The 22,643-nt window shown below is 66.5% G+C and carries 23 protein-coding genes and 1 pseudogene; 12 read left to right on the top strand and 12 right to left on the bottom strand.

Annotated features, from left to right (window positions below; all coding sequences use genetic code 11):
• Positions 1-249, top strand: a 249-nt coding sequence (locus EJK91_RS11030; RefSeq protein WP_164517934.1) for an integrase core domain-containing protein, incomplete at its 5' end; no start/stop codon positions are given.
• Here the strand turns inward: EJK91_RS11030 and EJK91_RS22935 are convergent.
• Positions 217-1,170 (bottom strand): annotated as a pseudogene (locus EJK91_RS22935) (PPE family protein); the annotation flags it as partial. The gene EJK91_RS11030 and the pseudogene EJK91_RS22935 sit on opposite strands and share 33 nt — an antisense overlap.
• A gap of 216 nt (positions 1,171-1,386) precedes the next feature.
• On the opposite strand from EJK91_RS22935, the gene EJK91_RS11020 reads away from it, so the two are divergent.
• On the top strand, positions 1,387-1,722 hold the full coding sequence (locus tag EJK91_RS11020; RefSeq protein ID WP_125078943.1) for a hypothetical protein: 336 nt from the start codon (positions 1,387-1,389) through the stop codon (positions 1,720-1,722).
• 323 nt (positions 1,723-2,045) lie between these two features.
• Here the strand turns inward: EJK91_RS11020 and EJK91_RS11015 are convergent, their stop codons facing one another.
• Both EJK91_RS11015 and kstD read right to left on the bottom strand, forming a co-directional pair.
• Positions 2,046-2,906 carry a MaoC/PaaZ C-terminal domain-containing protein gene (locus EJK91_RS11015; RefSeq protein ID WP_125078942.1) on the bottom strand — a complete coding sequence of 287 codons (861 nt, stop codon included), beginning with the start codon at positions 2,904-2,906 and terminating at the stop codon, positions 2,046-2,048.
• Between the two features lie 2 nt (positions 2,907-2,908).
• Positions 2,909-4,591, bottom strand: coding sequence for a 3-oxosteroid 1-dehydrogenase (gene kstD / locus EJK91_RS11010; RefSeq protein WP_125078941.1), 1,683 nt, complete (start codon positions 4,589-4,591; stop codon positions 2,909-2,911).
• Between the two features lie 263 nt (positions 4,592-4,854).
• Here kstD and EJK91_RS11005 point away from each other — a divergent pair, with 263 nt between their 5' ends.
• The 6 genes from EJK91_RS11005 (at position 4,855) to EJK91_RS10980 (ending at position 11,425) form a co-directional block, all read left to right on the top strand.
• Positions 4,855-6,114 carry a cytochrome P450 gene (locus EJK91_RS11005; RefSeq protein ID WP_125078940.1) on the top strand — a complete coding sequence of 420 codons (1,260 nt, stop codon included), beginning with the start codon at positions 4,855-4,857 and terminating at the stop codon, positions 6,112-6,114.
• A 167-nt stretch (positions 6,115-6,281) separates the two neighbouring features.
• Positions 6,282-7,067, top strand: coding sequence for a 2-keto-4-pentenoate hydratase (locus tag EJK91_RS11000; protein ID WP_125078939.1), 786 nt, complete (start codon positions 6,282-6,284; stop codon positions 7,065-7,067).
• A 20-nt stretch (positions 7,068-7,087) separates the two neighbouring features.
• On the top strand, positions 7,088-8,020 hold the full coding sequence (locus EJK91_RS10995) for an acetaldehyde dehydrogenase (acetylating) (protein ID WP_125078938.1): 933 nt from the start codon (positions 7,088-7,090) through the stop codon (positions 8,018-8,020).
• A complete protein-coding gene (dmpG, locus tag EJK91_RS10990; RefSeq protein ID WP_125078937.1) occupies positions 8,017-9,045 on the top strand; it encodes a 4-hydroxy-2-oxovalerate aldolase in 1,029 nt (342 codons plus the stop codon). Before EJK91_RS10995 ends, dmpG begins: the two co-directional genes overlap by 4 nt.
• Before the next feature lie 7 nt (positions 9,046-9,052).
• Positions 9,053-11,134: a RecQ family ATP-dependent DNA helicase gene (locus EJK91_RS10985; protein WP_125078936.1), complete on the top strand. Its 2,082-nt coding sequence runs from the start codon at positions 9,053-9,055 to the stop codon at positions 11,132-11,134.
• Positions 11,135-11,155: 21 nt separating this feature from the next.
• The gene (locus EJK91_RS10980; protein ID WP_024442191.1) at positions 11,156-11,425 is read left to right on the top strand and encodes a hypothetical protein; all 270 of its coding nucleotides are present in this window, start codon (positions 11,156-11,158) and stop codon (positions 11,423-11,425) included.
• Here EJK91_RS10980 and EJK91_RS10975 read toward each other — a convergent pair.
• Genes EJK91_RS10975 through EJK91_RS10960 form a run of 4 tightly spaced genes read right to left on the bottom strand, consistent with a single transcriptional unit; the run spans position 11,400 to position 14,464 of the window.
• Positions 11,400-12,119: an EthD domain-containing protein gene (locus EJK91_RS10975; RefSeq protein ID WP_046299949.1), complete on the bottom strand. Its 720-nt coding sequence runs from the start codon at positions 12,117-12,119 to the stop codon at positions 11,400-11,402. The genes EJK91_RS10980 and EJK91_RS10975 overlap by 26 nt on opposite strands.
• 10 nt (positions 12,120-12,129) lie before the next feature.
• A complete protein-coding gene (locus EJK91_RS10970) occupies positions 12,130-13,062 on the bottom strand; it encodes a TIGR03619 family F420-dependent LLM class oxidoreductase (protein ID WP_046299950.1) in 933 nt (310 codons plus the stop codon).
• A complete protein-coding gene (locus tag EJK91_RS10965) occupies positions 13,059-13,523 on the bottom strand; it encodes a nuclear transport factor 2 family protein (RefSeq protein ID WP_046299981.1) in 465 nt (154 codons plus the stop codon). The genes EJK91_RS10970 and EJK91_RS10965 overlap by 4 nt, the downstream gene beginning before the upstream one ends.
• Before the next feature lie 5 nt (positions 13,524-13,528).
• Positions 13,529-14,464, bottom strand: a complete 936-nt coding sequence (locus tag EJK91_RS10960; RefSeq protein WP_024442195.1) for an IclR family transcriptional regulator — start codon at positions 14,462-14,464, stop codon at positions 13,529-13,531.
• A 96-nt stretch (positions 14,465-14,560) separates the two neighbouring features.
• Between EJK91_RS10960 and EJK91_RS10955 the strand changes: the two genes are divergently transcribed.
• The 3 genes from EJK91_RS10955 to EJK91_RS10945 are packed head-to-tail and all read left to right on the top strand — an operon-like array spanning position 14,561 to position 17,618.
• Entirely contained in the window at positions 14,561-15,688 is a 1,128-nt protein-coding gene (locus tag EJK91_RS10955) for a hypothetical protein (protein ID WP_125078935.1), read from the top strand.
• A gap of 2 nt (positions 15,689-15,690) precedes the next feature.
• A complete protein-coding gene (locus tag EJK91_RS10950; protein ID WP_046299982.1) occupies positions 15,691-16,473 on the top strand; it encodes an SDR family oxidoreductase in 783 nt (260 codons plus the stop codon).
• The gene (locus tag EJK91_RS10945) at positions 16,473-17,618 is read left to right on the top strand and encodes a sulfotransferase family protein (RefSeq protein ID WP_046299951.1); all 1,146 of its coding nucleotides are present in this window, start codon (positions 16,473-16,475) and stop codon (positions 17,616-17,618) included. The genes EJK91_RS10950 and EJK91_RS10945 overlap by 1 nt, the downstream gene beginning before the upstream one ends.
• 39 nt (positions 17,619-17,657) lie before the next feature.
• On the opposite strand, the gene EJK91_RS10940 is transcribed toward EJK91_RS10945, so the two are convergent.
• Both EJK91_RS10940 and EJK91_RS10935 read right to left on the bottom strand, forming a co-directional pair.
• The gene (locus tag EJK91_RS10940; protein WP_024442199.1) at positions 17,658-18,125 is read right to left on the bottom strand and encodes a hypothetical protein; all 468 of its coding nucleotides are present in this window, start codon (positions 18,123-18,125) and stop codon (positions 17,658-17,660) included.
• A 10-nt stretch (positions 18,126-18,135) separates the two neighbouring features.
• Complete coding sequence (locus EJK91_RS10935; protein ID WP_024442200.1) at positions 18,136-19,308, bottom strand: Rieske 2Fe-2S domain-containing protein; 1,173 nt, start codon at positions 19,306-19,308, stop codon at positions 18,136-18,138.
• Between the two features lie 109 nt (positions 19,309-19,417).
• Here EJK91_RS10935 and EJK91_RS10930 point away from each other — a divergent pair, with 109 nt between their 5' ends.
• On the top strand, positions 19,418-19,951 hold the full coding sequence (locus EJK91_RS10930; RefSeq protein WP_024442201.1) for a gamma carbonic anhydrase family protein: 534 nt from the start codon (positions 19,418-19,420) through the stop codon (positions 19,949-19,951).
• Between the two features lie 31 nt (positions 19,952-19,982).
• Here EJK91_RS10930 and EJK91_RS10925 read toward each other — a convergent pair whose 3' ends face one another.
• The 3 genes from EJK91_RS10925 to EJK91_RS10915 are packed head-to-tail and all read right to left on the bottom strand — an operon-like array spanning position 19,983 to position 22,643.
• Positions 19,983-20,393 (bottom strand): nuclear transport factor 2 family protein, encoded by a 411-nt coding sequence (locus EJK91_RS10925; protein ID WP_125078934.1) that lies wholly within the window; start codon positions 20,391-20,393, stop codon positions 19,983-19,985.
• 13 nt (positions 20,394-20,406) lie between these two features.
• Complete coding sequence (locus EJK91_RS10920) at positions 20,407-21,582, bottom strand: thiolase domain-containing protein (protein ID WP_164517935.1); 1,176 nt, start codon at positions 21,580-21,582, stop codon at positions 20,407-20,409.
• Positions 21,579-22,643, bottom strand: a complete 1,065-nt coding sequence (locus tag EJK91_RS10915; RefSeq protein WP_125078932.1) for a thiolase domain-containing protein — start codon at positions 22,641-22,643, stop codon at positions 21,579-21,581. Before EJK91_RS10915 ends, EJK91_RS10920 begins: the two co-directional genes overlap by 4 nt.

The raw sequence follows: 22,643 nt of genomic DNA, 5'->3' as shown, positions 1-22,643 counted from the left end.
GGCGAAGACATTGCGCATAAGAGGACCCGGCCGTATCGGCCGCAGACCAATGGCAAGGTGGAACGCTTTAATCGCACCTTGACCGCCGAGTGGGCTTACGCCCACACCTACCGGTCCAACACCGCCCGCGCAGCGACTTATCAAGACTGGCTGCATCACTACAATTACCACCGACCCCACACCGGCATCGGAGGCAAGACCCCCATCGAACGCCTACGCGTTCACAACCTGCCCGTCAAGAACAGCTAGGCCTGCCAGGCCGGCAAGGCTCGCCGCCCAACCCAGGTTGCTGATGGACAAGGCCAGCGCCGTCTGCAGCAGCGCCGGGGCCAGCTGGCTAAGCAGCGGCGCGAGCTGGGCGGCATGGAACGTCAGGTCGGCGATGATCCAGGTGAGGTCGGTCATGAACGCGCCAGGATTGGTCAGCAGGTCGATCAGCAGCACTTCGGCGTAGTAGCCCAGTTCGCCCCATACGGCCACCCACCATCTCGGGTCAGTCGGATCCAGGACCTCGCTGGCGTGATCGTGGTTGTGACCGCCATCCAGGTCGTCGTCGTCGTTGTGCTCGTGCTCGTGCTCGTGCTCGTGGTCGTGGTCGTGGTGCTCGTCGTGCTCGTGGTCGTCGTGACTGTGGTCGACGATCGTTGGCGCTACAGCCGGCTGCGGCGCCGAGGCCAATGCTGCGCCGGACACCGCTTCGTAGGTGGCCATAGTGGTCGCGGCCTGGACCCACATTCGGAGGTAGTCGGCTTCGTTGAGCGCTATCGGAATGGTGTTGATGCCGAAGAAGTTGGTCGCGACCAATACACCATGGCTGGCGTGATTAGCGGCCAGCTCTGCCAACGTCGGCATGGTCGCCAGCGCGGTGACGTAGGCCGCAGCCGCTGCTTCGTGCAGGGAGGCATGCGCGGCGCTGTCGGCACTGGCTTTGGTCAGCCACGCCAGGTACGGGAGATGCGCGGCGAGGTAGCTCGCGGCGCTGGGTCCCTGCCATGCCCCGGCCTCGGTGGCGGCCAACGATTCCCGCAGCGCTTCGGCGATCGCGGTGTACTCAAGGCTCAGCAATGACCATGCGCCGGCGGCGGACAACAGTGGGCCGGGCCCAGGGCCGCTGCTCAACGCAGCTGAATGAACCTCTGGAGGAGATGCCATCCACATAGGCGCGGTCATAGAGCTCACCATACTGAAAATGAAAATCATTATCAATAACGATAAGAGTTGTGCGCTGGCCGTGGACGCCGAGGACTGCTGGTGGACACGTGACTGGTGGTACTGCTGTTCCCGTGAGGCGGATGTCCGTATGTCGGGCAAGCGCAAGACGTACGCCCCGGCGTTTCAGGGGCAGGCGGGCCGCCTGGTAGTCGAGACCGGTCGGCCCGTGCCCATGTGGCCGCCGAGATCGGTGTGGGTGAGCAAGCGTTGGGCCGCTGGGTGCGCCCCGCCGGCGAGGTGTCCGACGCCGACAATAATGGTGTGGCGCTTAATGCTGACGAGCGTCCTGAGCGGGTGCTGTTGAGCGAAGAGAACGCTGAATTGCGTTCGGGCCGGCAGCTTTTGAAAAATCCGCAGCTTCGTCGCCTCCGAACGGAACGGTGGAAGCGTACCGGGTCATCGAAGTCGAGAAGGTCAACTCGCCATCGTGCCGATGACCGGCGTTTCCATGACGTCTCCGGTCAGGTGTACGGCGCACCGCGATCCGGGCTGATCTGCAGATCCGAGTGAGGACGGGGAAGTCATTTCCGGTAAGACCGCGGCAGCCTCCATGCGTCGGCAGCGACTGGCCGGAATCAGCCCACGGCGGTTCGTTCCGGTGGCCACCCTCGTCGATCTCGACGCCCACCGGCCCACCGGCTTGGTAGATCGCCCATTCGATCAGGGGCGCTCGAGGTGAGCCCTGGACATACCCACTTCCTCCCAGCGAACCCGTGCACCGCTGTCTCGGGTGTCCACTGAAACTGAAGGCTCAATCACATGACAGACTCGCTCATCCCGGCCGTGACCACTCCAAGCCACGCTCACCAGAAGCCCGTTTCAGGTCGAAGTAGCTATGCCGTAACAAGCTCCACATCATTGAGGATGGCGGCATCGTCACGCGAGGGTGCGATCACTTTGCCCACCAGTCGATCGCCGTCTTTCCACAGCCGGGCCCGCAGCGTCTCGCCGGGGAAGACCACGCCGGCGAACCGGGCGCCGAAGGAACGGACCGCGCCGGCGTCGCCGTCCAGCGCGGTGTCCGCCGCTGCCTTGCAGGTCATGCCGTAGGTGCACAGGCCGTGCAGGATCGGCCGGTCGAAGCCCGCCGCGGCCGCGAACGCCGGGTCGGAGTGCAGCGGGTTGCGGTCGCCGCAGAGCCGGTAGAGCAGTGCCTGCTGCGGGGACACCGGGATGTCGACTTCGAAATCCGGTGCCCGGTCGGGCAGTTCGCTCGACGTCGACGGCCCGCGTTCGCCGCTGAAGCCACCCTCGCCGCGCGCGAAGATGGACCGGTGCTGCGTCCACAGCGGCGTGCCGTCGGTGCCGGTCACCGACGTCTCGAGCACCACCACCGCGGCCTTGCCCTTGTCCCACACCTCGACGATTCGGCTGACCGCGCGGGCACTCCCCGACGGCGGCAGCGGCGCCGGCACGGTCACCTTCTCCGAGGCGTGCAGGATCTTGGCCAGGTCGATCTCGATCCCCGGCCAGCTCACCTTCGGCGGGTCCACCTCGTTGAACGAGGCCGCGACACAGCCGAAGGTCGGCAGCACCTGCGGCGTGCGGTCCACCACGTAGCTCAGCTCACGCGGATCCATCGGGTCCGACCCGGCGCCCAGCGCCAGGTTGTAAAGCTGCACATTGGTTGCGGTCCAGGAGAATTCGACCTGGCCGAACTCTGCTCCCAGTGCGACGTCGAGATCGATCGCCATAATCAGGCCTTTCCGGCGATGTCGAGGGCGGCCAGGTAGCCGAACGTCATGGCGGGTCCGATGGTGCCGCCGGGGCCGGGGTAGGTGTGGCCCATCACCGGTGCGCTGACGTTTCCTGCTGCATACAGTCCCGCGATGACACTGCCGTCGTCGCGCAGTGCCCGGCCGTTGACGTCGGTGCGGATCCCGCCCTTGGTGCCCAGGTCACCGGGCACCATCTTGGCCGCGTAGAACGGGCCTTGCGCGATCTGGCCCAGGTTGGGGTTCGGCTTGTTGGTCGGGTCACCGTAGTAGCGGTCGTAGGCGCTCTCGCCGCGGTGGAAGTCCTCATCCACGCCCGTCCGCGCGAACTCGTTGAACCGCTCGACGGTCGCTGCCAGTGCGGCGGCCGGCACGCCGGTCTTGGTCGCCAGCTCTTCCAGGGTGTCGGCGGAGACGATCACCCCGGACTCCAGCCACTTCTTCGGGATCCGCTGTCCCGGCTGCAATCCCGCGAAGATGTAGTTGTTGCGGTAGCGCTGGTCGAAGATCAGCCAGGCCGGGATGTTCTCGCCGGGGCCGGGGCCCTGACCGAACTCGCCGCCGTACATGTGGTGGCAGGCCTCGACGTAGGGCATCGACTCGTTCATGAACCGCTTGCCGGCCATGTTGACGATGATCGATCCGGGCGAGTTGCGCTCCGAGAGCGCGAACCACGGTGCCCCGGGCAGCGGCACCGTCGGCCCCCACCAGGAGTCCTCCATGATGTCCAGGGCGGCGCCGAGCTTCTCGCCGGCCACGATCCCCTCGCCGGTGTTGGCCTTGGCGCCCACGGTCCATTCGGTGGTGATCGGCGCGCGCTGGTACTTCACCCGCATCTGTTCGTTGTGCTCGAACCCGCCGCTGGCCAGGATGACCCCGCGCCGTGCGCGGATCAGCCGCGGCTCACTCGACTCGGAGTCGCCCGCCGCCCGGACGTAGACACCGGAGACCACGCCGTCTTCCACGTAGAGGTCGGTCAGCGCGGTATTGAGCTGCACCGGAACTCCGGCTTTCTGCAGGCCGATGCGCAGCGGGGCGATCAGAGCCCGGCCCATCCCGACCAGGTTCTTGCCGGTGGCCTGGGCCCACATGGTGCGGGCGCCCACTTTCAGGCTGCGCAGCACCCCGCGCGGGTGGCGCTTGAGCTGGTTGAGCCGGACGTAGTCCTGCTGCATGACAACGACGTTCAGCGGCACTTTGCCGTAGGCCGGCTCCAGGTCGTTCATGTCCGCGCCCAGCTTCTTGGCGTTGAACGGCTTCGGCTCGATCGAACGGCCGGTGGGCTTGCCGCCGGGCTGCTCGGGGTAGTAGTCGGCGTAACCGGGAACCCAGCACATCTTCAACGGCGAGTTCTTCAGCACGAACGACAGCATCTCCGGCCCGCGCTGCAGATAGGTGTCGATCTTCTCGGCGGGAACCACGTCGCCGACGATGGTGTGCAGATAGGTGCGAGCAGCCTGGACGTCATCTTTGACGCCGGCGCGCTGCAGCACCTCGTTGTTGGGGATCCACACGCCACCACCGGAGCGAGCGGTCGAGCCGCCGTAGTGGGCGGCTTTCTCGATGACGATGGTGGACAGTCCCTGGTGGGCGGCGGTGAGCGCGGCGACCATCCCGGCGCCGCCGCTTCCGACCACGACGACGTCGTACTCCTGTTCGGCCATGTAGAACACGTTATAGAATTGCCCCGCCCGGGCGCCAGTTGGCTGGGCTTATCGCGCGCGCGGCTCCCGTGCAACCGTTCCCTACCCTGCTGGTAACACCTGGGTTTCGGCCAGGTCATGGCCACCTGGCGACACGGTAGAACGTGTTCTAGTTCCGGCTTGGACGCAGGGCCTTTCTGCCCTTTTGTCTCAGGTGAAGGCATGCTTTACTGGCGCTAGAACGTATCGTTTCTCCTGCGGTTCAGTAGTGAGGAGTTGTCATCGTGGCCAGCCCTACTATCCCGTCAGCCACCGGTATTCCGGCCGGTTTCGACTTCACCGATCCGGAAATCTATGCCGAGCGACTGCCCGATGCGGAGTTCGCCGAACTGCGGCGCAGTGAGCCGATCAAGTGGATCGAGCAGCCCGACGATAAGAGTGGCGGCTTCAAAGACGGCGGTTACTGGGCGATCACCCGCCATGAGGACGTCAAGGAGATCTCGCGGCTCGACGGCGTGTTCTCCAGTGAGCGCAACGGGGCGATCCCCAGGTTCCATGACGAGACAACCCGTGAACAGCTCGACGCGCAGCGGATCTTGATGTTGAACCAGGACGCGCCGAAGCACACGCGGCAGCGGCGGATCATTTCCCGTGGCTTTACGCCGCGACACATCTTGCCCTTGCACGATGACCTGCAGGCGCGGGCGCAGGCCATCACCAAAGAGGCGCTGGCGCGCGGTCGCGGTGACTTCGTGGTGGAAGTGGCCTCGGAGTTGCCGTTGCAGGCGATCGCAGGGTTGATGGGGGTGCCGCAGGAGGACCGCGGCAAGTTGTTCGACTGGACCAACCAGATGACGTCGTACGACGACCCCGAATTCGCGCACTATGACCCTGCGGCCTCGGCGCTGGAGATCATCACCTATGGGCTCAAGCTCGCGGAGCTCAAGCGGCGCAACCCCGGCCCCGACATCGTGACGACGCTGGTCGAGGCCGACGTCGACGGCGAGAAGCTGGGCGATGACGAGCTGGGCTACTTCATCATCCTGTTGGCGGTGGCCGGTAGCGAAACCACTCGCAACTCGATCACCCAGGGGATGATGGCGTTCACCGAGCATCCCGAGCAGTGGGAGCTGTTCAAGAAAGAACGTCCGGCGACTACCGCCGACGAGGTGGTGCGCTGGGCCACTCCGGTGACATCGTTTCAGCGCACCGCAACGCGTGATCACAACCTGAACGGCACGTTGATCAAAGAGGGGCAGCGGGTGGTGATGTTCTACCGCGCGGCCAACTTCGACGAGACGGTGTTCGACAAGCCGCAGGAGTTCAACATCTTGCGTGACCCGAACCCGCATGTCGGTTTCGGTGGTACTGGTGCGCACTACTGCATCGGCACACATCTGGCACGGATGACCATCGGACTGATCTTCAACGCGATCGCCGACAACATCCCCGACCTCAAGCCACTGGACCGCCCGCAGCGGCTGCGTTCGGGTTGGCTCAATGGCATCAAACACTGGCACGTCGACTACACCGGTGGTCGGTGATCAGGAACCGCCGATCTTGCAGCGGGTGAAGTAGGGCAGATCGGTCAGCGGCGCCGCCACGGTGGGCTGCGGCCTCGTCTCCGTGTTGGCGTTTTAGAACACGTTATAGAATTGCCGCTGAACGGCTCGTTTCATCCGCTCAACACCACCCGAGGGGACCATCGAAGATGCTCAGCGCCCAGATCCGTGAGGAACTCGCTGCCGAGTTGGCGCAAGCGGAGCGGAGTCGGGTTCCGATCTCTCCGTTGACGGCGGCTCAGCCCGGCATCGACGTCGTCGACGCCTACGAGATCCAGCTGATCAATATCCGCCAGCGGATCGCCGAGGGCGCCCGCGTCGTCGGACACAAGGTCGGCCTGTCCAGCGAGGCGATGCAGCAGATGATGGGCGTCGACGAACCGGACTACGGGCACCTGCTCAACGAGATGCAGGTGTTCGAGGACTCCCCGGTCAAGGCGTCGAACTACCTCTACCCGCGGATCGAAGTAGAGGTGGCCTTCATCCTGGCCGCGGATCTGCCGGGCGCCGACTGCACCGAAGAGGACGTGCTGGCCGCGACCGAGGCCTTCGCCCCGGCGATCGAACTGATCGACAGCCGGATCACCGACTGGAAGATCAAACTCTGCGACACCATCGCCGACAACGCCTCATCGGCGGGATTCGTGCTGGGCAAGCAGCGGGTCAAGCCCGGTGACATCGACATCAAGAACATCGACGCGTCCTTGACCAAGAACGGCGAGGTGGTCGCCCAGGGCCGCAGTGACGCGGTGCTGGGCAACCCGGTCACCGCGGTGGCCTGGCTGGCTCGCAAGGTGGAAAGCTTCGGGGTGCGGTTGAAGGCCGGCGACATCGTGTTGCCGGGCACCGCGACCCGGGCCATCGATGTACATGCCGGTGACGACTGTGTTGCCGAGTTCACCGGGCTGGGTTCTGTCCGGCTGGTTTTCGAATAGATTCGAATTGAGGAGCGTTCATGGCTGCTAAGGCCTCAGTGGCGATTGTCGGGTCGGGCAATATCAGCACTGACCTGTTGTACAAGTTGCTGCGTTCGCAGTGGCTGGAGCCGCGCTGGATGATCGGCATCGATCCGGAGTCTGAGGGCTTGGCTCGGGCGCGCAAGCTGGGTTTGGAGACCTCGGCCGAAGGAGCGGACTGGCTGCTGGGGTTGGATGAGAAGCCGGATTTCGTGTTCGAGGCCACCAGTGCTTATGTGCACAAGGCGTATGCGCCCAAGTATGAGGCCGCCGGGATCCGGGCGATCGATTTGACCCCGGCCGCGGTGGGTCCGGCGGTGATTCCGCCGGCAAACCTGCACGAGCACGTCGACGCGCCCAACGTCAATATGATCACCTGCGGTGGGCAGGCCACCATTCCGATCGTGTACGCGGTCACCCGCGCGGTCACAGCCCAGGGCGGCACCGTCCCGTATGCCGAGATCGTGGCCAGTGTTGCGAGTGTGTCGGCCGGCCCGGGCACCCGGGCCAACATCGATGAGTTCACCAAGACCACCTCGCGTGGGGTGGAGGTCATCGGTGGTGCGCAGCGCGGCAAGGCGATCATTATCTTGAATCCGGCTGATCCGCCGATGATCATGCGCGACACCATTTTCTGCCAGATCCCCGAGGACGCCGACCGCGACGCGATCACCGCGTCCATCAAGGACGTCGTCGCCCAGGTGCAGACCTACGTGCCGGGCTACCGGCTGCTCAACGAGCCGCAGTTCGATGAGCCGTCGCTGAATTCGGGTGGGCGTGCGGTGGTGACCACGTTCGTCGAGGTTGAGGGTGCCGGGGATTACCTGCCACCGTATGCGGGCAACCTGGACATCATGACGGCGGCGGCGACCAAGGTCGGCGAGGAGATCGCCCGCGAGATGGCCGGCGTCACGGCTGGAGGAGCGAAATGAGCGACCACATCTTCGATGTGCGGATCACCGACACCTCGCTGCGCGACGGCAGCCACCATAAGCGGCATCAGTTCACTCTCGATGAGGTCGGCGCGATCGTGGCCGCCCTGGATGCTGCCGGGGTGCCGGTGATCGAGGTGACCCACGGTGACGGGTTGGGCGGGTCGAGCTTTAACTACGGGTTTTCCAAGACTCCGGAACAGGAGCTGATCAAGCTGGCGGCGCAGACCGCCAAAGACGCCAAGATCGCCTTCCTGATGCTGCCGGGGGTGGGCACCAAGGAGGACATCAAAGAGGCCCAGGACAACGGTGGCGCGATCTGCCGGATCGCCACGCATTGCACCGAGGCCGACGTCTCGATCCAGCACTTCGGCTTGGCCCGCGAGCTGGGGTTGGAGACGGTGGGGTTTTTGATGATGGCCCACACCATCTCTCCGGAGAAGCTGGCTGCGCAGGCCCGGATCATGGCCGATGCGGGTTGTCAGTGTGTGTATGTGGTGGATTCGGCTGGTGCGCTGGTGCTCGAAGGGGTGGCCGACCGGGTGTCGGCGTTGGTCGCTGAGCTCGGTGATGACGCGCAGGTGGGTTTTCACGGGCATGAGAACCTCGGGCTGGGGGTGGCTAACTCGGTGGAGGCGGTGCGTGCCGGGGCCAAGCAGATCGATGGTTCGGTGCGGCGGTTCGGTGCGGGTGCGGGCAACGCTCCGGTGGAGGCGTTGATCGGGGTGTTCGACAAGATCGGTGTCAAGACCGGTATCGACTTCTTCGACATCGCTGATGCCGCTGAGGACGTGGTGCGCCCGGCAATGCCCGCCGAGTGCGTGCTGGACCGCAACGCGTTGGTGATGGGCTATTCCGGGGTGTACTCGAGTTTCCTCAAGCACGCCGTGCGCCAGGGTGAGCGTTACGGGGTGCCGGCGCATGAGTTGCTGCTGCGGGTCGGTCAGCGCAAGCTGATCGGCGGCCAGGAAGACCAGCTCATCGACATCGCACTGGAAATCCAGCGAGAGCGGGCCACGAAATAACCGCAGCATGACCACACGGCCACAAGCCCAGGCAATCCTGGAGCAGCTGGCCGGACCGCAGGCGCGGCTGCGCGACGACCAGTGGGCGGCGATCGAGGCGCTGGTGGTGGCGCGCCGCCGCGCGCTGGTGGTGCAGCGGACCGGCTGGGGCAAGTCGGCGGTGTATTTCATCGCCGCGAAGCTGCTGCGGGCCAGTGGGCACGGTCCGACGGTGATCGTGTCGCCGCTGCTGGCGCTGATGCGCAACCAGGTCGCCGCGGCCGAACGCGCCGGTGTGCACGCGGCCACCATCAACTCATCCAACGTGACCGAGTGGGCCGACGTACAACGCCGGGTGGCCGCGGGCGAACTCGACGTGCTGCTGGTCAGCCCGGAGCGGCTCAACAATCCCGACTTCCGCGATCAGGTGTTGCCGGCACTGGCCGCCAAGGCAGGGCTGGTCGTGGTCGACGAGGCGCACTGCGTCTCGGACTGGGGACACGACTTCCGGCCCGATTACCGGCGTATCCGCACCCTGATCGCCGAGCTGGGCGCCGACATCCCGGTGCTGGCCACTACGGCAACCGCCAACGACCGGGTGGTCTCCGACGTCGCCGGCCAGCTGGGGGTCGGCGGTGGCGACACCCTGGTGCTGCGTGGCGGCCTGGACCGCGAATCGCTGCGGATGTCGGTGGTGCACGCCGGTGGTCCAGCGCAGCGGGCCGCCTGGATCGGCACTCACCTGCAGCAGCTGCCCGGATCCGGGATCGTCTACACGCTCACCGTGGCCCAAGCCCACGATGTGGCCGCCGACCTGCGCGCGCAGGGGTTCGCGGTGGCCGCCTACACCGGTTCGACCGACTCGGCCGATCGCGAGCAGCTGGAGGCCGACCTGCTGGCCAACCGGGTCAAGGCGCTGATCGCCACCTCGGCGCTGGGCATGGGATTCGACAAACCCGATCTGGGATTCGTCGTCCACCTGGGCGCACCGTCCTCGCCGATTGCCTACTACCAGCAGGTCGGTCGCGCCGGGCGCGCCACCGCCAGCGCCGAGGTGATCCTGTTGCCCGGCGCCGAGGACGCCGACATCTGGCGCTACTTCGCGTCGCTGGCCTTCCCGGCGGAGTCCTTGGTGCGCAAAGTGATCGGCGAACTGTCCCCTGATCAGCCGCTGTCGACGCCGGCGCTGGAAGCGCGGGTCGACCTGAACCGGTCGCGGTTGGAGATGGTGCTCAAGGTCTTAGATGTGGACGGCGCGGTGCGCCGAGTCAAGGGCGGCTGGCTGGGCACCGGAGCCCCGTGGACCTACGACGAGGCGCGCTACCGCAAGCTCGATGAGCTACGCCGGGCCGAGCAGCAGGCCATGCTGGACTACCAACGCACCGACGGTTGCCGGATGACTTTTCTGCGGGCCCAACTCAATGACCCCCAGCTGCAGGCAGGGGAGCGCTGCGGACGGTGCGACAACTGCGCCGGACCGCGGTTTGACGCCGCCGTGGATCCCAGCGCCGCCGCCGCCACCCGTGAGCGGCTGATGCGTCCCGGCGTGGAGATCACGCCGCGGCGACAGTGGCCGTCGGGGCTGGCGCAGCTCGGCGTCGACCTGTCCGGCCGGATCGCCGACGGGCCGGAACCGGGCCGGGTCATCGGCCGTCTCACCGACCTGGGCTGGGGTGCACGGCTGCGGCGGCTGCTCGACGAGCCGGACCGCGAAGTGCCCGACGAGGTGGTGCGTGCGGCCGTGAGCGTGCTGGCCGGCTGGGAGTGGCGGACCCGGCCGACCGCGGTGCTGGGCCTGGACTCGGCAACGCACCCGGTGCTGATCGGCTCGTTGACCGACCGGCTGGCCGAACTCGGCCGCCTGACCCGGTTGGACACCTTGCGGTATGCCCCGAACCGGCGCGCGACGACGGCGGCGAACTCGGCCTACCGGGTCGCCGCGCTGCAGGGTTGCTGGCTGCCGCCGGCGGAACTTCCGGCCGATATCGGCCCGGTGTTGCTGGTCGACGACGTCACCGACACCGGGTGGACGTTGACCATGGCGGCCCGGGTGCTGCGGGCTGCGGGCGCCCCGCAGGTACTGCCGTTCGCCCTGGCCAGCGTGAACTGAAAACGCGGGTACCGTCGAGTGATGAGCGGTATTACTCGAGCGATCGCGGTCAGCTTGCTCAGCGTGGCCGCGGTACTGACACCGGTGGCCAACGCCGCACCGCAGCAATGCGACCAGACCTTCGGCAACTCCATCGACGCGTACCTGAACCGACACCCGGACGTCCGGGCCGAGCTAGACGAGAAGGGACGGCAGGAGGATCCCGGCGCCCCCAACCCGGTGCTGTCCTACCTCGAACGGCACCCGCATGTACGGGAGGCGTTGATCACGCTGTCCCAGCAGTGTGTGTGACGAACGGCGACCGGAACACATAGCGGCTGGTGGGCACGGTGTCGATGTTCAACTGCGCACCGAACGCGCTGACACTGGCGATCATCCGGCCCACCCGATCGCTGAGGTCGGCCTCGTCGGCCGCGCCGTAGAACGCGTACGGGTCGGACACCGCCTCGTCGGGGAAGTTCTCCTCGACGATGGCGTCGATGCCGGGTGCGTCCTCGGTGAGCGGGCGGATCACGACATTCTGGGTGTAGCCGAAGGTCGCCTGGGTGTCGATCGCGACCTGGGTGTGGTCGATGTGCCAGCGGTGCAGCCAGGTCGCCTCGTCCAAATCAGCCGGCCGCCGCAGTAGCGCCACATTGGCCAGCCCCCGGGTACGGCGGCCCTCGCCGAGGTCCGGCGGCGGCATCGGCATCGATTCGGTCACCAAATATGCTGCCGCCGAATCAGATTCGGCCTCGATCAGTGCAATGGCTGCCCGGGTCGCTTCGCCGTAGTACTGCTGGGTCCACAGGCTGATGACGGCCGCCGCCGGCGGATCCAGCGTCGTCAGGGTCATCATGGAGTCGCGCACCGGCTCGTCGCGCACGTTGACCACGACGCCCGGCAGCCCCAGATCCAGTAGTTTCGCCGCGATCGGACCCCGCAGATTCTGGCACCATTGGTCGCTGAAATCGGCTGTACGCGCGACGATCATGACCTTTTCCATCGATGTCTCCTTAGCCGGTTGCGGCGCGGAACGCCGAGACGAGTTCGCCCAGCAGCTCGGTGGCCCGGCCGATGTCCTTGGGTAGTGAGCAGGTGACCCGCACATCGGTGACCCCGGCGGCTACCAGTGCCGGTGCGGAGGCCGCGGTGGCCGCGGTGTCCAGGGAACCGTCCGGGTTCTTGGCGGTGGTGGCGTGGCCCAGTACCTGCAGGCCGGTCGGATCGCCGCCCAGTGCGGCGATGCGGTCCTTCATCGCCGCGATGGCACCGGCCGGGTCGCGCATCGCCGGACCCCACGGGATCCAGCCGGACCCGAACCGGGCCAGCCGGCGCGCCACCGCGTCGTTGACGGTGCCGCTCACCCAGATCGGAACCCCGCCTGCGGCAACGGGCTTGGGCATCTGGTGAATGTTCTGGAACGACAACTCCGGGGACGTGTAGCTGCTGCGCTGCTGGGTCCACAGCGTCTGGCACACCTCCAGGGTGTGATCCAGCAGTCGCCCGCGGCGCTCGAATGACAGTCCGGCGGCCTCGTACTCCTCGCGTTGCCAGCCGACGCCCACGCCGAGATCCAGCCGCCCTCCCGACAGCACATCCAGGGTGGCCAGCTCTTTGGCCAGCACCGCCGGACGGCGCAGTGCCGCCAGCAACACCGCAGTGCCCAAACGGATGTGAGTCGTGGTCGCGGCCAGCGCGGTGAGCACGATCAGCGGATCCAGCCACTGTCCGTCGGGCCCGGTCGGCTGGCGCCCGCCGGCGATCCCGCCGAGCCGAGGGTCGGCGTACGCATCCGGATTCTCGCCGAACACCACGTGGTCGGAGACCACCACCCGATCGACACCCGCAGCGTCCATCGCCGCGCCCAGCGCCAGGGTGGTGCCCCAGTCGTGACCGGCATCGTCGGTGAAAGTCTTCAGCTGCAAAGAGATCTGGGGTCTGTTCATGAGCGCACCTGCCGGGCCGGTCGCGACTCGATCGCGTCGATGGTCAGTTTTCGCTGGGCGATCCGCCAGCCCTGCCCGACGCGGTGATAGGCGTCGCGGTAGCGCAGGTACCAGATCTGGTCGGTGAGCTTGCCGTCGTGCTCGATCCAATGGTGCGCTACCCCGGTGATCTCTCCGCTCGCGACGTCGGTCGAGGTTGAGGTAGAGGCGGTGTAGACCTCGCCGACGATGCCGTGCTGGGTGCGGGTTACCGCGGCCAGTGCCGACATCGCATCCCGCACGCCGGCGTGGCCGTGGTGGCGCACGCATGGCTCCAGGTGATCCGGCGGATCCGGCAGGACGAGTTCGGCGTCGGCGGTGAACAATTCGGCTACCTCGTCGAATCGTCGCGCATCGACGTAGCTGGCGTAGCGGTGCACGAGCTCGGACAGCTCCAGGCGGGACGCAGTCGACAAGACCAGCGCCGTCATGTCGCCGAACCTAACAGCCAAACGGGCTTGGTTCCGCCCAGTTGCGCGGTGAGCGCCTCGGCGGTCCGCAGCAGTCCGCGCGCCCACTTGGTGATCTCGGAGTCGGTCAGTGCGCGCTGGGCGTGCAGCGACACCACCATTGCCTGGCGTTGATGGTGATCGTAGACCGGCGCGGAGATCACGCTGATGTCGTGGCGGCCCCGGCTGCCGGCTTCGCCACGCAGATAGACCCGTTCGCCGATATCGGAGACCAGCTCGCCGAGCAGGGCGCGCAGCTCGTCGGGCAGATCGCTGGGCAGTCCTGCCATCAACCCGTAGAGCCGCTGCCCGCCGGGTGTCAGTCGCTCGACCAGGTAGCCGTCGGCACGGCATTCGTCGACGACGCGTTGTAGGCGCTCGCTCTCCGATCGCAGCGGGATGGTGGGCTGGCGGGCCAGCCAGTCCTGCAGCGCAGGGTCGTCCCAGAGCACGAACATCAATCCGACGGGAGGCGCGAACGGATAACTCTGGCCAGCCTGAACTCCCAGCCGCGCATTGGGCGCCGCCACCAGCTCCAGCACGGTGATTCGGTCGTCGACCACCGCGCTCAGCGCCGCAGACGTGGCGAAATCCGCGGACAGCCGCCGCAGTTGCTCGCGCGCCTCGGGACCGACCCGCAGCGACTGTTGGGCCGCGCGACCGAGCGAGATCAGGCCCGCCCCGAGCCGGTAGGTCTTGGCGGGATCGTCTCGCCTCAGATAGCCGGCGTCGGCCAGGGCGTTGGCGATGCCCAGGCAGGTCGGCTTGGACAGCTCGGTGCGCCGGGCCAGTTCGGACAATCCAAAGCTCTGGTCGGGGTGGCGGGCCAGAAAGTCCAGGATCGTCACCACCCGCTCGGTCGGCGGGGACGACCGCACGACTCGTGGGGGCGCCGCTTGTTCAGGCACAGCCATTGCAGCATGCTACCGCGACCGTCTAAAGTCGGTTCGAGATATCTACCATGTCGGTCCAATATTGAACCAATCGACGATCTGTGAGGTGTTGCAGCGATGTACTCCGAACCCCTTTCGGCCGCGATCGCCGAGGCGGAGAAGCTGGTCGCCGCGGCTCCGCACATCGAGACCGAGGCCGACTTGCTCGAGGGCCTGCAATACCTGGCCGGCGGCGTCGAGGCGTGTGTGCACGCCGCCTTCAACAGCGAGCGTGACCACCCGTTCTTACTGTCGGGCACCGGGCCGTTCACCAAGATGGGTCTGGACAACCCCGACACGCTGTACTTCGGCACCGTCGTGCGCCCCGGCAATGACTACGTGGTGCAGGGGACCCGGGGGACCACCACCGACCTCAGTTTCCAGCTGCTCGGAGGCGAATACACCGACGACAACGTCCCGGCCAGTGAGGCCGCCTTCGACGACCGCGAACTCGATGTTGCCGCCGACGGCACCTTCACCTGGCGCTTCCAGCCGAAGGCGCCGGCGCAACTGGTGATCCGCGAGGTCTACAACGACTGGGCCGCCCAGCGCGGCACCCTCTCGATCGCCAGGACCGACACCGAAGGCACCGCACCGCCGCCGTTGACCCGCCAGTTGATCGAGAAGCGTTATGCGGCAGCGGGAAAACAGCTGATCAACCGCATCAAGACCTGGCTCGCGTTCCCACAGTGGTTCTACCTGAACCTCCCGGTCAACGCTATGGTGGCGCCGCGACTCACGCCGGGCGGTCTGGCCACGCAGTACTCGTCGGCCGGGCACTACGAGCTCGCGCCCGGCCAGGCGCTGGTCATCACCCTGCCGGTGTCGGACGCGCCGTACCTCGGCTTCCAGTTGGGCAGCCTGTGGTACATCTCGCTGGACTACATCAACCACCAGACCTCGCTGAACGGCACTCAGGCGCAAGCCGATCCGGACGGCAAGATCCGGATCGTGGTCTCCGACACCGATCCCGGGGTCACCAACTGGGTCGAGACCCTGGGCCATCGGCGCGGGTTCCTGCAGTTCCGCTGGCAGCGGGTGTCGCGGCAACTGACCGAGGCTGACGGTCCGACCGTCGAGCTCATCGACGTCGACGCCGTGCAGTCGGCACTGCCCTTCTATGACCACAACAAGATTTCGCAAGAGGACTGGCGAGCGCGAATCGCGCAGCGGCAGCAGCAAATCGCTAACAGAATGCTGGGGTGAAGATGACGGGAATGCTGACGAGCAAAGTCGTCGTGATCAGCGGGGTCGGGCCGGGCCTCGGCAGCACGATGGCCACTCGGTTCGCGGCCGAGGGTGCCGACCTGGTGCTGGCCGCGCGCAGCGCCGATCGCCTGGAAGAGGTGGCCAAGCAGGTCAGGGCCGCGGGGCGCCGTGCCCTGGTGGTCCCGACCGACATCACCGACGACGACCAGGTAACCCAGCTGGTGGAGGCAGCGTCGGCCGAGTTCGACCACATCGACGTGTTGATCAACAACGCCTTCCGGGTACCGTCGATGAAGCCATTGGCGCAGACCACATTTCAGCACATCCGCGACGCCATCGAACTCAGCGGGCTCGGCGCGCTGCGGCTGACCCAGGGCTTCACGCCGGCTCTGGCCGCGGCGAAGGGCTCGATCGTCAACCTGAACTCGATGGTGATCCGGCACTCGCAGCCCAAGTACGGCGCATACAAGATGGCCAAGGCTGCGCTGCTGGCGATGTCGCAGTCGCTGGCGTCCGAACTGGGCGAGCAGGGTATCCGCGTCAACTCCGTTGCACCCGGATACATCTGGGGCGACACCTTGCAGAGTTACTTCGCCCACCAGGCCGGCAAGTACGGCACCACCGTCGAGCAGATCTACGCGGCCACCGCCGCCAACTCCGACCTGAAGCGGCTGCCCACCGAGGACGAAGTGGCCTCGGCGGTGCTGTTTTTGGCCAGCGACCTGGCCAGCGGCATCAGCGGCCAGGTTCTCGACGTCAACTGCGGGGAGTACCACAACTGATGACCGCTCGTACCAATGTCGGCACCGTCGAGGATCTGCACGCCTCGGCCACAAAGATGGTGGGTCTGGACGACTTCGGTCCCGACGACGACAATTACCGCGAAGCACTCGGTGTATTGCTGGACTCCTATCGCAGCGAGGCCGACCTCACCGAGTTGGGCAGCAAGATGAACCGGTTCTTCCTGCGCGGTGCGCTGGTGGCCCGGCTGCTGTCACAGGCCGGCTGGAATGCCAATCCTGAGTACACCCAGGTCGGCATCGAGCGGCCGATCTTCGTCACCGGGCTGCCCCGCACCGGAACGACCGCGCTGCACCGGCTACTGGGGGCCGATCCGGCGCACCAGGGCTTAGAGATGTGGCTGGCCGAGTTTCCGCAGCCGCGGCCGCCACGCGAAACCTGGGACAGCAACCCGGTTTACCAGCAGATGAAGGCCCAGTTCGAACGGCACCATGACGAGAACCCGGACTACACCGGGCTGCACTTCATGACCGCCGACGGCCTGGAGGAATGCTGGCAGCTGCTGCGCCAATCGCTGCACTCGGTGTCCTATGAGACGCTGGCGCACCTGCCTACTTATTCACGCTGGCTCTCCGAGCAGGACTGGACCCCGGCGTACCAGCGGCATCGCCGCAACCTGCAGCTGATCGGTCTCAACGACCCGGACAAGCGGTGGGTGCTTAAAAATCCCAGCCATCTGTTCGCGTTGGACGCGATCATGGCGGTCTATCCCGACGCGCTCATCGTGCAGTGCCATCGGCCGGCCGAGACCATCCTGGCGTCGATGTGCTCACTGGCTCGGCACACCACCGAAGGTCAGTCGAACACCTTCGTCGGCGCGCAGATCGGCGCCGACGAGATGGAGACCTGGGCGCGGGGGCTGGAGCTGTTCAACAGCCAACGCGCCCAATATGACCAGGCCCAGTTCTGCGACATCGATTACCAGGATTTCGTCGCCGACCCGCTGGCCACCGCCGCGGGCATCTACGAACGCTTCGGCCTGCCGCTCTCCGACGAGGCGCGCCAGGCCATGGCCGACGACTATGCCGCCAGCAAGACCGGCCCGCGCGCGCCCAAGCACGAATACTCGCTGGCCGACTACGGGTTGACCGCCGAGCAGGTCCGGGAGCGCTTCGCCGGCCTGTAGCCGCGCCAGCAGCTTAGTGACTGCTCGCAGGGCGTGGGGCTAGTCGATGCCGTCGCCGGGCGGGGGAGCGCTGGAGCCCTCCTCCAGATGGCCCTCGGCGACCGCGTGCGCAATGCTCTTGGAGAGCTTCGGGCAGCCGCGGCTGCGACTACTGGAGTGGCCGGCCTCGCGTTCGGCGGCGAAGTAGGCACACTGCTGCACCGCCGCTGAATTCCATTGCACCGAGGTGTATCCGGGCCCCAGCTTCTTGACCTCGACGGTGGCGGTGCAGTGCCGGCATTCCACCGGCATCAGACCCGAATGCAGGTAGCGGTCGGTATCTCGTTCGGTCGCAGCACGAATCGCCTCGTAGCGTTCCGGGTCGACCGGAAACAGCGGTTGCCGCGAGTAGCGGGTGTCGGGCCCGTCGTCGGGGGAGTCGCCGTGCTCGCCGTGGTCGTCGTGCGGACCGTAGAACATCAGCATGGACCGGGCCAGCTCACCGGCGTCGGGAACCTCGCGGGCCATGGCGCCAGGCCTACTCTGCGTTAACGGTTTCGGAAGCCTTTGCGGCTTTCGCTTCCTCTTCCTGCACCCGCAGGTTCTCGGCGACTTCGGCGTTCCACTTCTCGTTGGCCACCGTCGCGTCGATCTCGATCTCGAAGCGATCGGTCATCTCGGGCGTGACGTCGGCAGCGTCGACGTAGAACTGCGAGTACCACCGGCGCAGCTGGTAGACCGCGCCGTCTTCCTCGACTAGCAGCGGGTTCTCGATCCGACTCTTGTGCGTCCAGATCTCCACGTCCTGCAGGAAGCCCTTGCTGACCCCGTCGGTCATGGCGTCGGCGATCTTCTCGGTCGTCGCGTCGTCGAGCCCCTTGGGCTTCTGCACGATCACGCCCCACATCAGCCGGAACTGGTCCTGGCTGATCGGGTAGTGGCAGTTGATCAGGATCGACTCGGCCTTGAAACCGCCGTAGCTGTTGTGCAGCCAGTTGATCATGAACGACGGGCCGAAGTAGGACGCCTCGGAGTCCAATTCCGAACCGCCGTAACTGGTGCCCAGGCCGGGAACATCGGAACGCCCGACGTTGTGCAGGTACTGCGAGGCGACGTGGCCCTCGAAGACGTTCTTGAACGAGGTGGGCAGGCCGTAGTGGATGTAGAAGAAGTGTGCGAAGTCGGTGACATTGTCGATGATGTCGCGGCAGTTGGAGTCGATCACCATGGAGTTCCAGCGCCAGTCGGTCCACTCACCGCTCGACCACTCCGGGATCTCCGGGATCCGCACCTCGTCCGGCGGCGGGTTGCCTTCGGGGTCGTTGTACATGAACAGCAGCCCGCCGCGCACGTCGGTCGGGAAGGACTGGGTGCGCGCCACCCGCGGGGTCCGCTTGGAGTACGGCACCAGTTTGCAGCGCCCGTCGCCGCCCCAGCGCCAGTCGTGGAACGGGCAGGCGACCTCGTCGCCCTTGATCTCACCGCGGCTCAGGTCGCCGCCCATGTGGCGGCAGTAGGCGTCGAGCACGTGCAGCTCACCCTGCGAGTCGGCGAAAACCACCAGCTTGGCGCCGAACGCGTGAATCGAGTGCGGCTTGCCGTCCTGGAAGTCCTTCACCGGGCCCAGGCAGTGCCAGCCACGCGCATAGCGGTCCGGCAGTGTTCCGGTATCGATGTGGCGGACGCCGACCTCGGCGTTGTCAGTGCTCACCTGTTGCCTCCAACCTTCGCTTCTAACTAGAACACGTTACAGTTTTGACGCCTGTTTACGCAATAAGCCCTGCTGGTTCGGGGTCTTTCGTCCCTGGTATATGTGGACGATGCAGCTGTTCTCCTTCAATGGCCGGGCGCCCAAGATCGATCCCACCGCCTTCGTGGCTCCCACCGCCACGCTCATCGGGGACGTCACCATCGAAGCCGGGGCCTCGGTGTGGTTCGGCGCCATCCTGCGCGCCGATGACGCGCCGATCGTGGTGCGCGAGGGTGCCAACGTGCAGGACGGCTCGGTGTTGCACGTGCCGCCGGGCGTTCCGGTGGACATCGGCCCGGGCGCGACGATCGCGCACATGTGCCTCATCCACGGCGCCAACATCGGCGCCGAGGCATTGATCGGCAACCACGCCACCGTGCTCGACGGCGCGGTGATCGGCAGCCGCAGCCTGGTTGCGGCCGGCGCGACGGTGCTTGCCGGCACCAAGATCCCGGCCGGGGTGCTGGTGACCGGCTCGCCCGCCGTCGTCAAAGGTCCGATCGCGGGAACCGGAGCAGAGATGTGGATCAACGCCAACCCGCCGTATTACCGCGACCTGGCGAAGCGGTACCGCGAAGGCATGGAGCCGGTCGCCGAACAGTGACCGGCCGGCGCCGCAAGGCCTACATCTTGGCCTAGATCTTGCGGGCCGTCTTCGCGGCGCGGTCCAACTCCCAGTAGGCGCGCAGCGCGACCAGTTCACCCTTGTTGTTGGCCCGGTAGGTGAACACACCCTCGGTGACGATCTGATGACCGCCCATGGTGATGGTGATGTTTCCGGTGTTGGCTTCCTCGTCACCGCACTGGAAGGTGTCGGTGAAGTTGAACTCGATCTTGTCGGTGCTCGCGATGGCCTTGTCCCAGAACGCCGAGATCTCGTCGCGGCCGCGGTGGCCCTTGCCCTCGGGGTCGAAATGCGACGGCCCGATCGGGTCTTGCACGATCGCGTCGTCGGCGAAGTTGGCCAGCCAAGCTTCCTTGTCGCGGGCAGCTACCGCGTCACGGGAGCGCTTGCCCGCAATGTGGGCGGGGTGATCTGCGTTCATGCGGGTCTCCTCCTCAGTTGGCGGGCTTGTCGGCGCCGACAACCCACATCGAGTAGTACTGTGAGCCGCCGCCGTAGGCGTGACCCAAGGCCTTGCGGGCATTCGGGACCTGGTGGTCACCGGCCTTACCCATCACCTGGATCGCCGACTCGGCGAACCGGATCATGCCCGAGGCGCCGATCGGGTTGGACGACAACACGCCGCCGGAGGCATTGAACGGGATCTTGCCGTCGATCGCGGTCTCGCCGGCCTCGGTGAGCTTCCAGCCCTCACCTTCGGGAGCGAACCCGAGATTCTCCAGCCACATCGGCTCGAACCAGGAGAACGGCACATACACCTCTGCGCAGTCGATCTCGTCGATCGGGCTGGTGATCCCGGCTTCCTTCCACAGCGCCGCCGCAGCGTCTCGGCCGGCCTGCGGATTGACCTGATCGCGACCGGAATAAGCCAGTGGCTCGGTGCGCAGTGCCGTGGCGTGGATCCAGGCCACCGGATGCCCCTCGGCGACCCGCGCGTCAGCGATCTCCTCGTTGCCGATCACCATTGCGGCGGCACCATCGGAGGACGGGCAGGTCTCATCGAATCGGATGGGATCCCAGAGCATCTGGGATGCCATCACCTTCTCGAGCGTGATGTCCGGTTGATGCAGATGCGCCAGGGGATTGCGGGCTCCGTTGAGCCGGTCCTTGACCGCGACCATCGCTCCGATATGCGTCGGCGCGCCGGAGCGGCGAATGTAGGCCCGCACGTGCGGGGCGAAATAGCCACCGGCGCCGGCTCCCACCGGCTTGGTGAACGGCACCGGAATGCTCAGCGCCCACATGGCGTTGGACTCCGACTGCTTCTCCCAGGCCATGGTCAGCACCCGCCGGAACTTGCCGGACTTCACCAGGCTGGCGGCCACGACCGCGGTCGAGCCGCCTACCGAGCCGGCGGTGTGCACCCGGATCAGCGGCTTGCCGGTGGCGCCCACGGCGTCGGCCATGAACAGCTCGGGCATCATGACGCCCTCGAAGAAGTCCGGAGCCTTACCGACCACCACCGCGTCGATGTCGTCGAACGTCGAGCCCGAATCGGCCAGCGCGCGATCGATGGCCTCACGCACCAGGCCGTTCATCGACACGTCCTGGCGCTTGGCGACGTACTTGGTCTGCCCGGTGCCCAGCACCGCAGCGAGCTGGCCCATCAGTTGCGTCCTTCCATCACCGCGACCAGGTTCTGCTGCAGCGCAGGTCCGCTGGTGGCGTGGGCCAGTACTCGGCCCGCCGAACCATTGAAGATGTGTTGTGCGGCAAAGCCGATGCGCTCCAGTCCCGCGACGAACATCGGATTAGCCGCCAGGGCGCCGCCGGAGGGGTTCACCTTGGTCTTCGACGGCAGCTGCATGGCTTCGGTCAAAATCAGGTGCTGATGGGTGAACGGAGCGTGGATCTCAGCGACGTCCACCGCGGGCATGTCGTCGCCGGTCGCCGCGCGAGTGGAGGCGGTGGTCGAAGGGGAGCGGGTCAGGTCCCGGCTGCCCAGCACCGGAGTTTCGATCCGGTGCTCGAATCCGGTGATCCAGGCCGGGTTTTCGCACAGTTCGCGAGCCCGGTCGCCGGCGGCCAGGACGATCGCGGCCGCGCCGTCGGTGATGGGTGCGATGTCGTGCCGGCGCAGCGGGTCGGCGAAGAACGGGCGTGCCAGCAGCTCGTCGAGGTCGGTCGACGACTCCACCGAGTCCACCCGGTCTGACGCGGCGAACGAATCCATTGCCACCCGGGCCATCTGCTCGCGGGTCCACTGACCACTGTCCAGCCCGAGCCGGGCCTGCAACGCTGCGATCGAGACCGCGTCGGGCCACAGCGGCGCAACGGTGTAGGGGTCGGTCTGCAGCGCCAGGATTCGGCGCAGTTGGCCGGCCGAGGACTTGCCGAAACCGTAGGCCAGCGCGGTGTCGACCTCACCGGTCAGCACCTTGATGTAGGCCTCATAGAGCGCCCACGCGCCGTCCATCTCCACGTGCGACTCGTTGATGGGCGGAACCGCGCCGATCGAGTCGATCGCTGAGATGAAGGAGAATGCGCGTCCGGCAAGGTAATCCGAGGAACCCGAGCACCAGAAACCGATGTCGGTCTGGGCGATCCCCAGCTCGGAGTACAACTGAGCGAAACACGGCATCAACATCTCGACGCCGTTGGTGGTGCCGTCGGTGCGGCGAACGTGCGGGGCGTGGGCGAAACCCACCACCGCGACATCGCGTTGCGTCAT

Source organism: Mycobacterium sp. P7213, from assembly GCF_900604305.1.
In the GTDB taxonomy this organism is placed as follows: Bacteria; Actinomycetota; Actinomycetes; order Mycobacteriales; family Mycobacteriaceae; genus Mycobacterium.
This window is presented reverse-complemented; position numbering and strand designations above follow the sequence as displayed.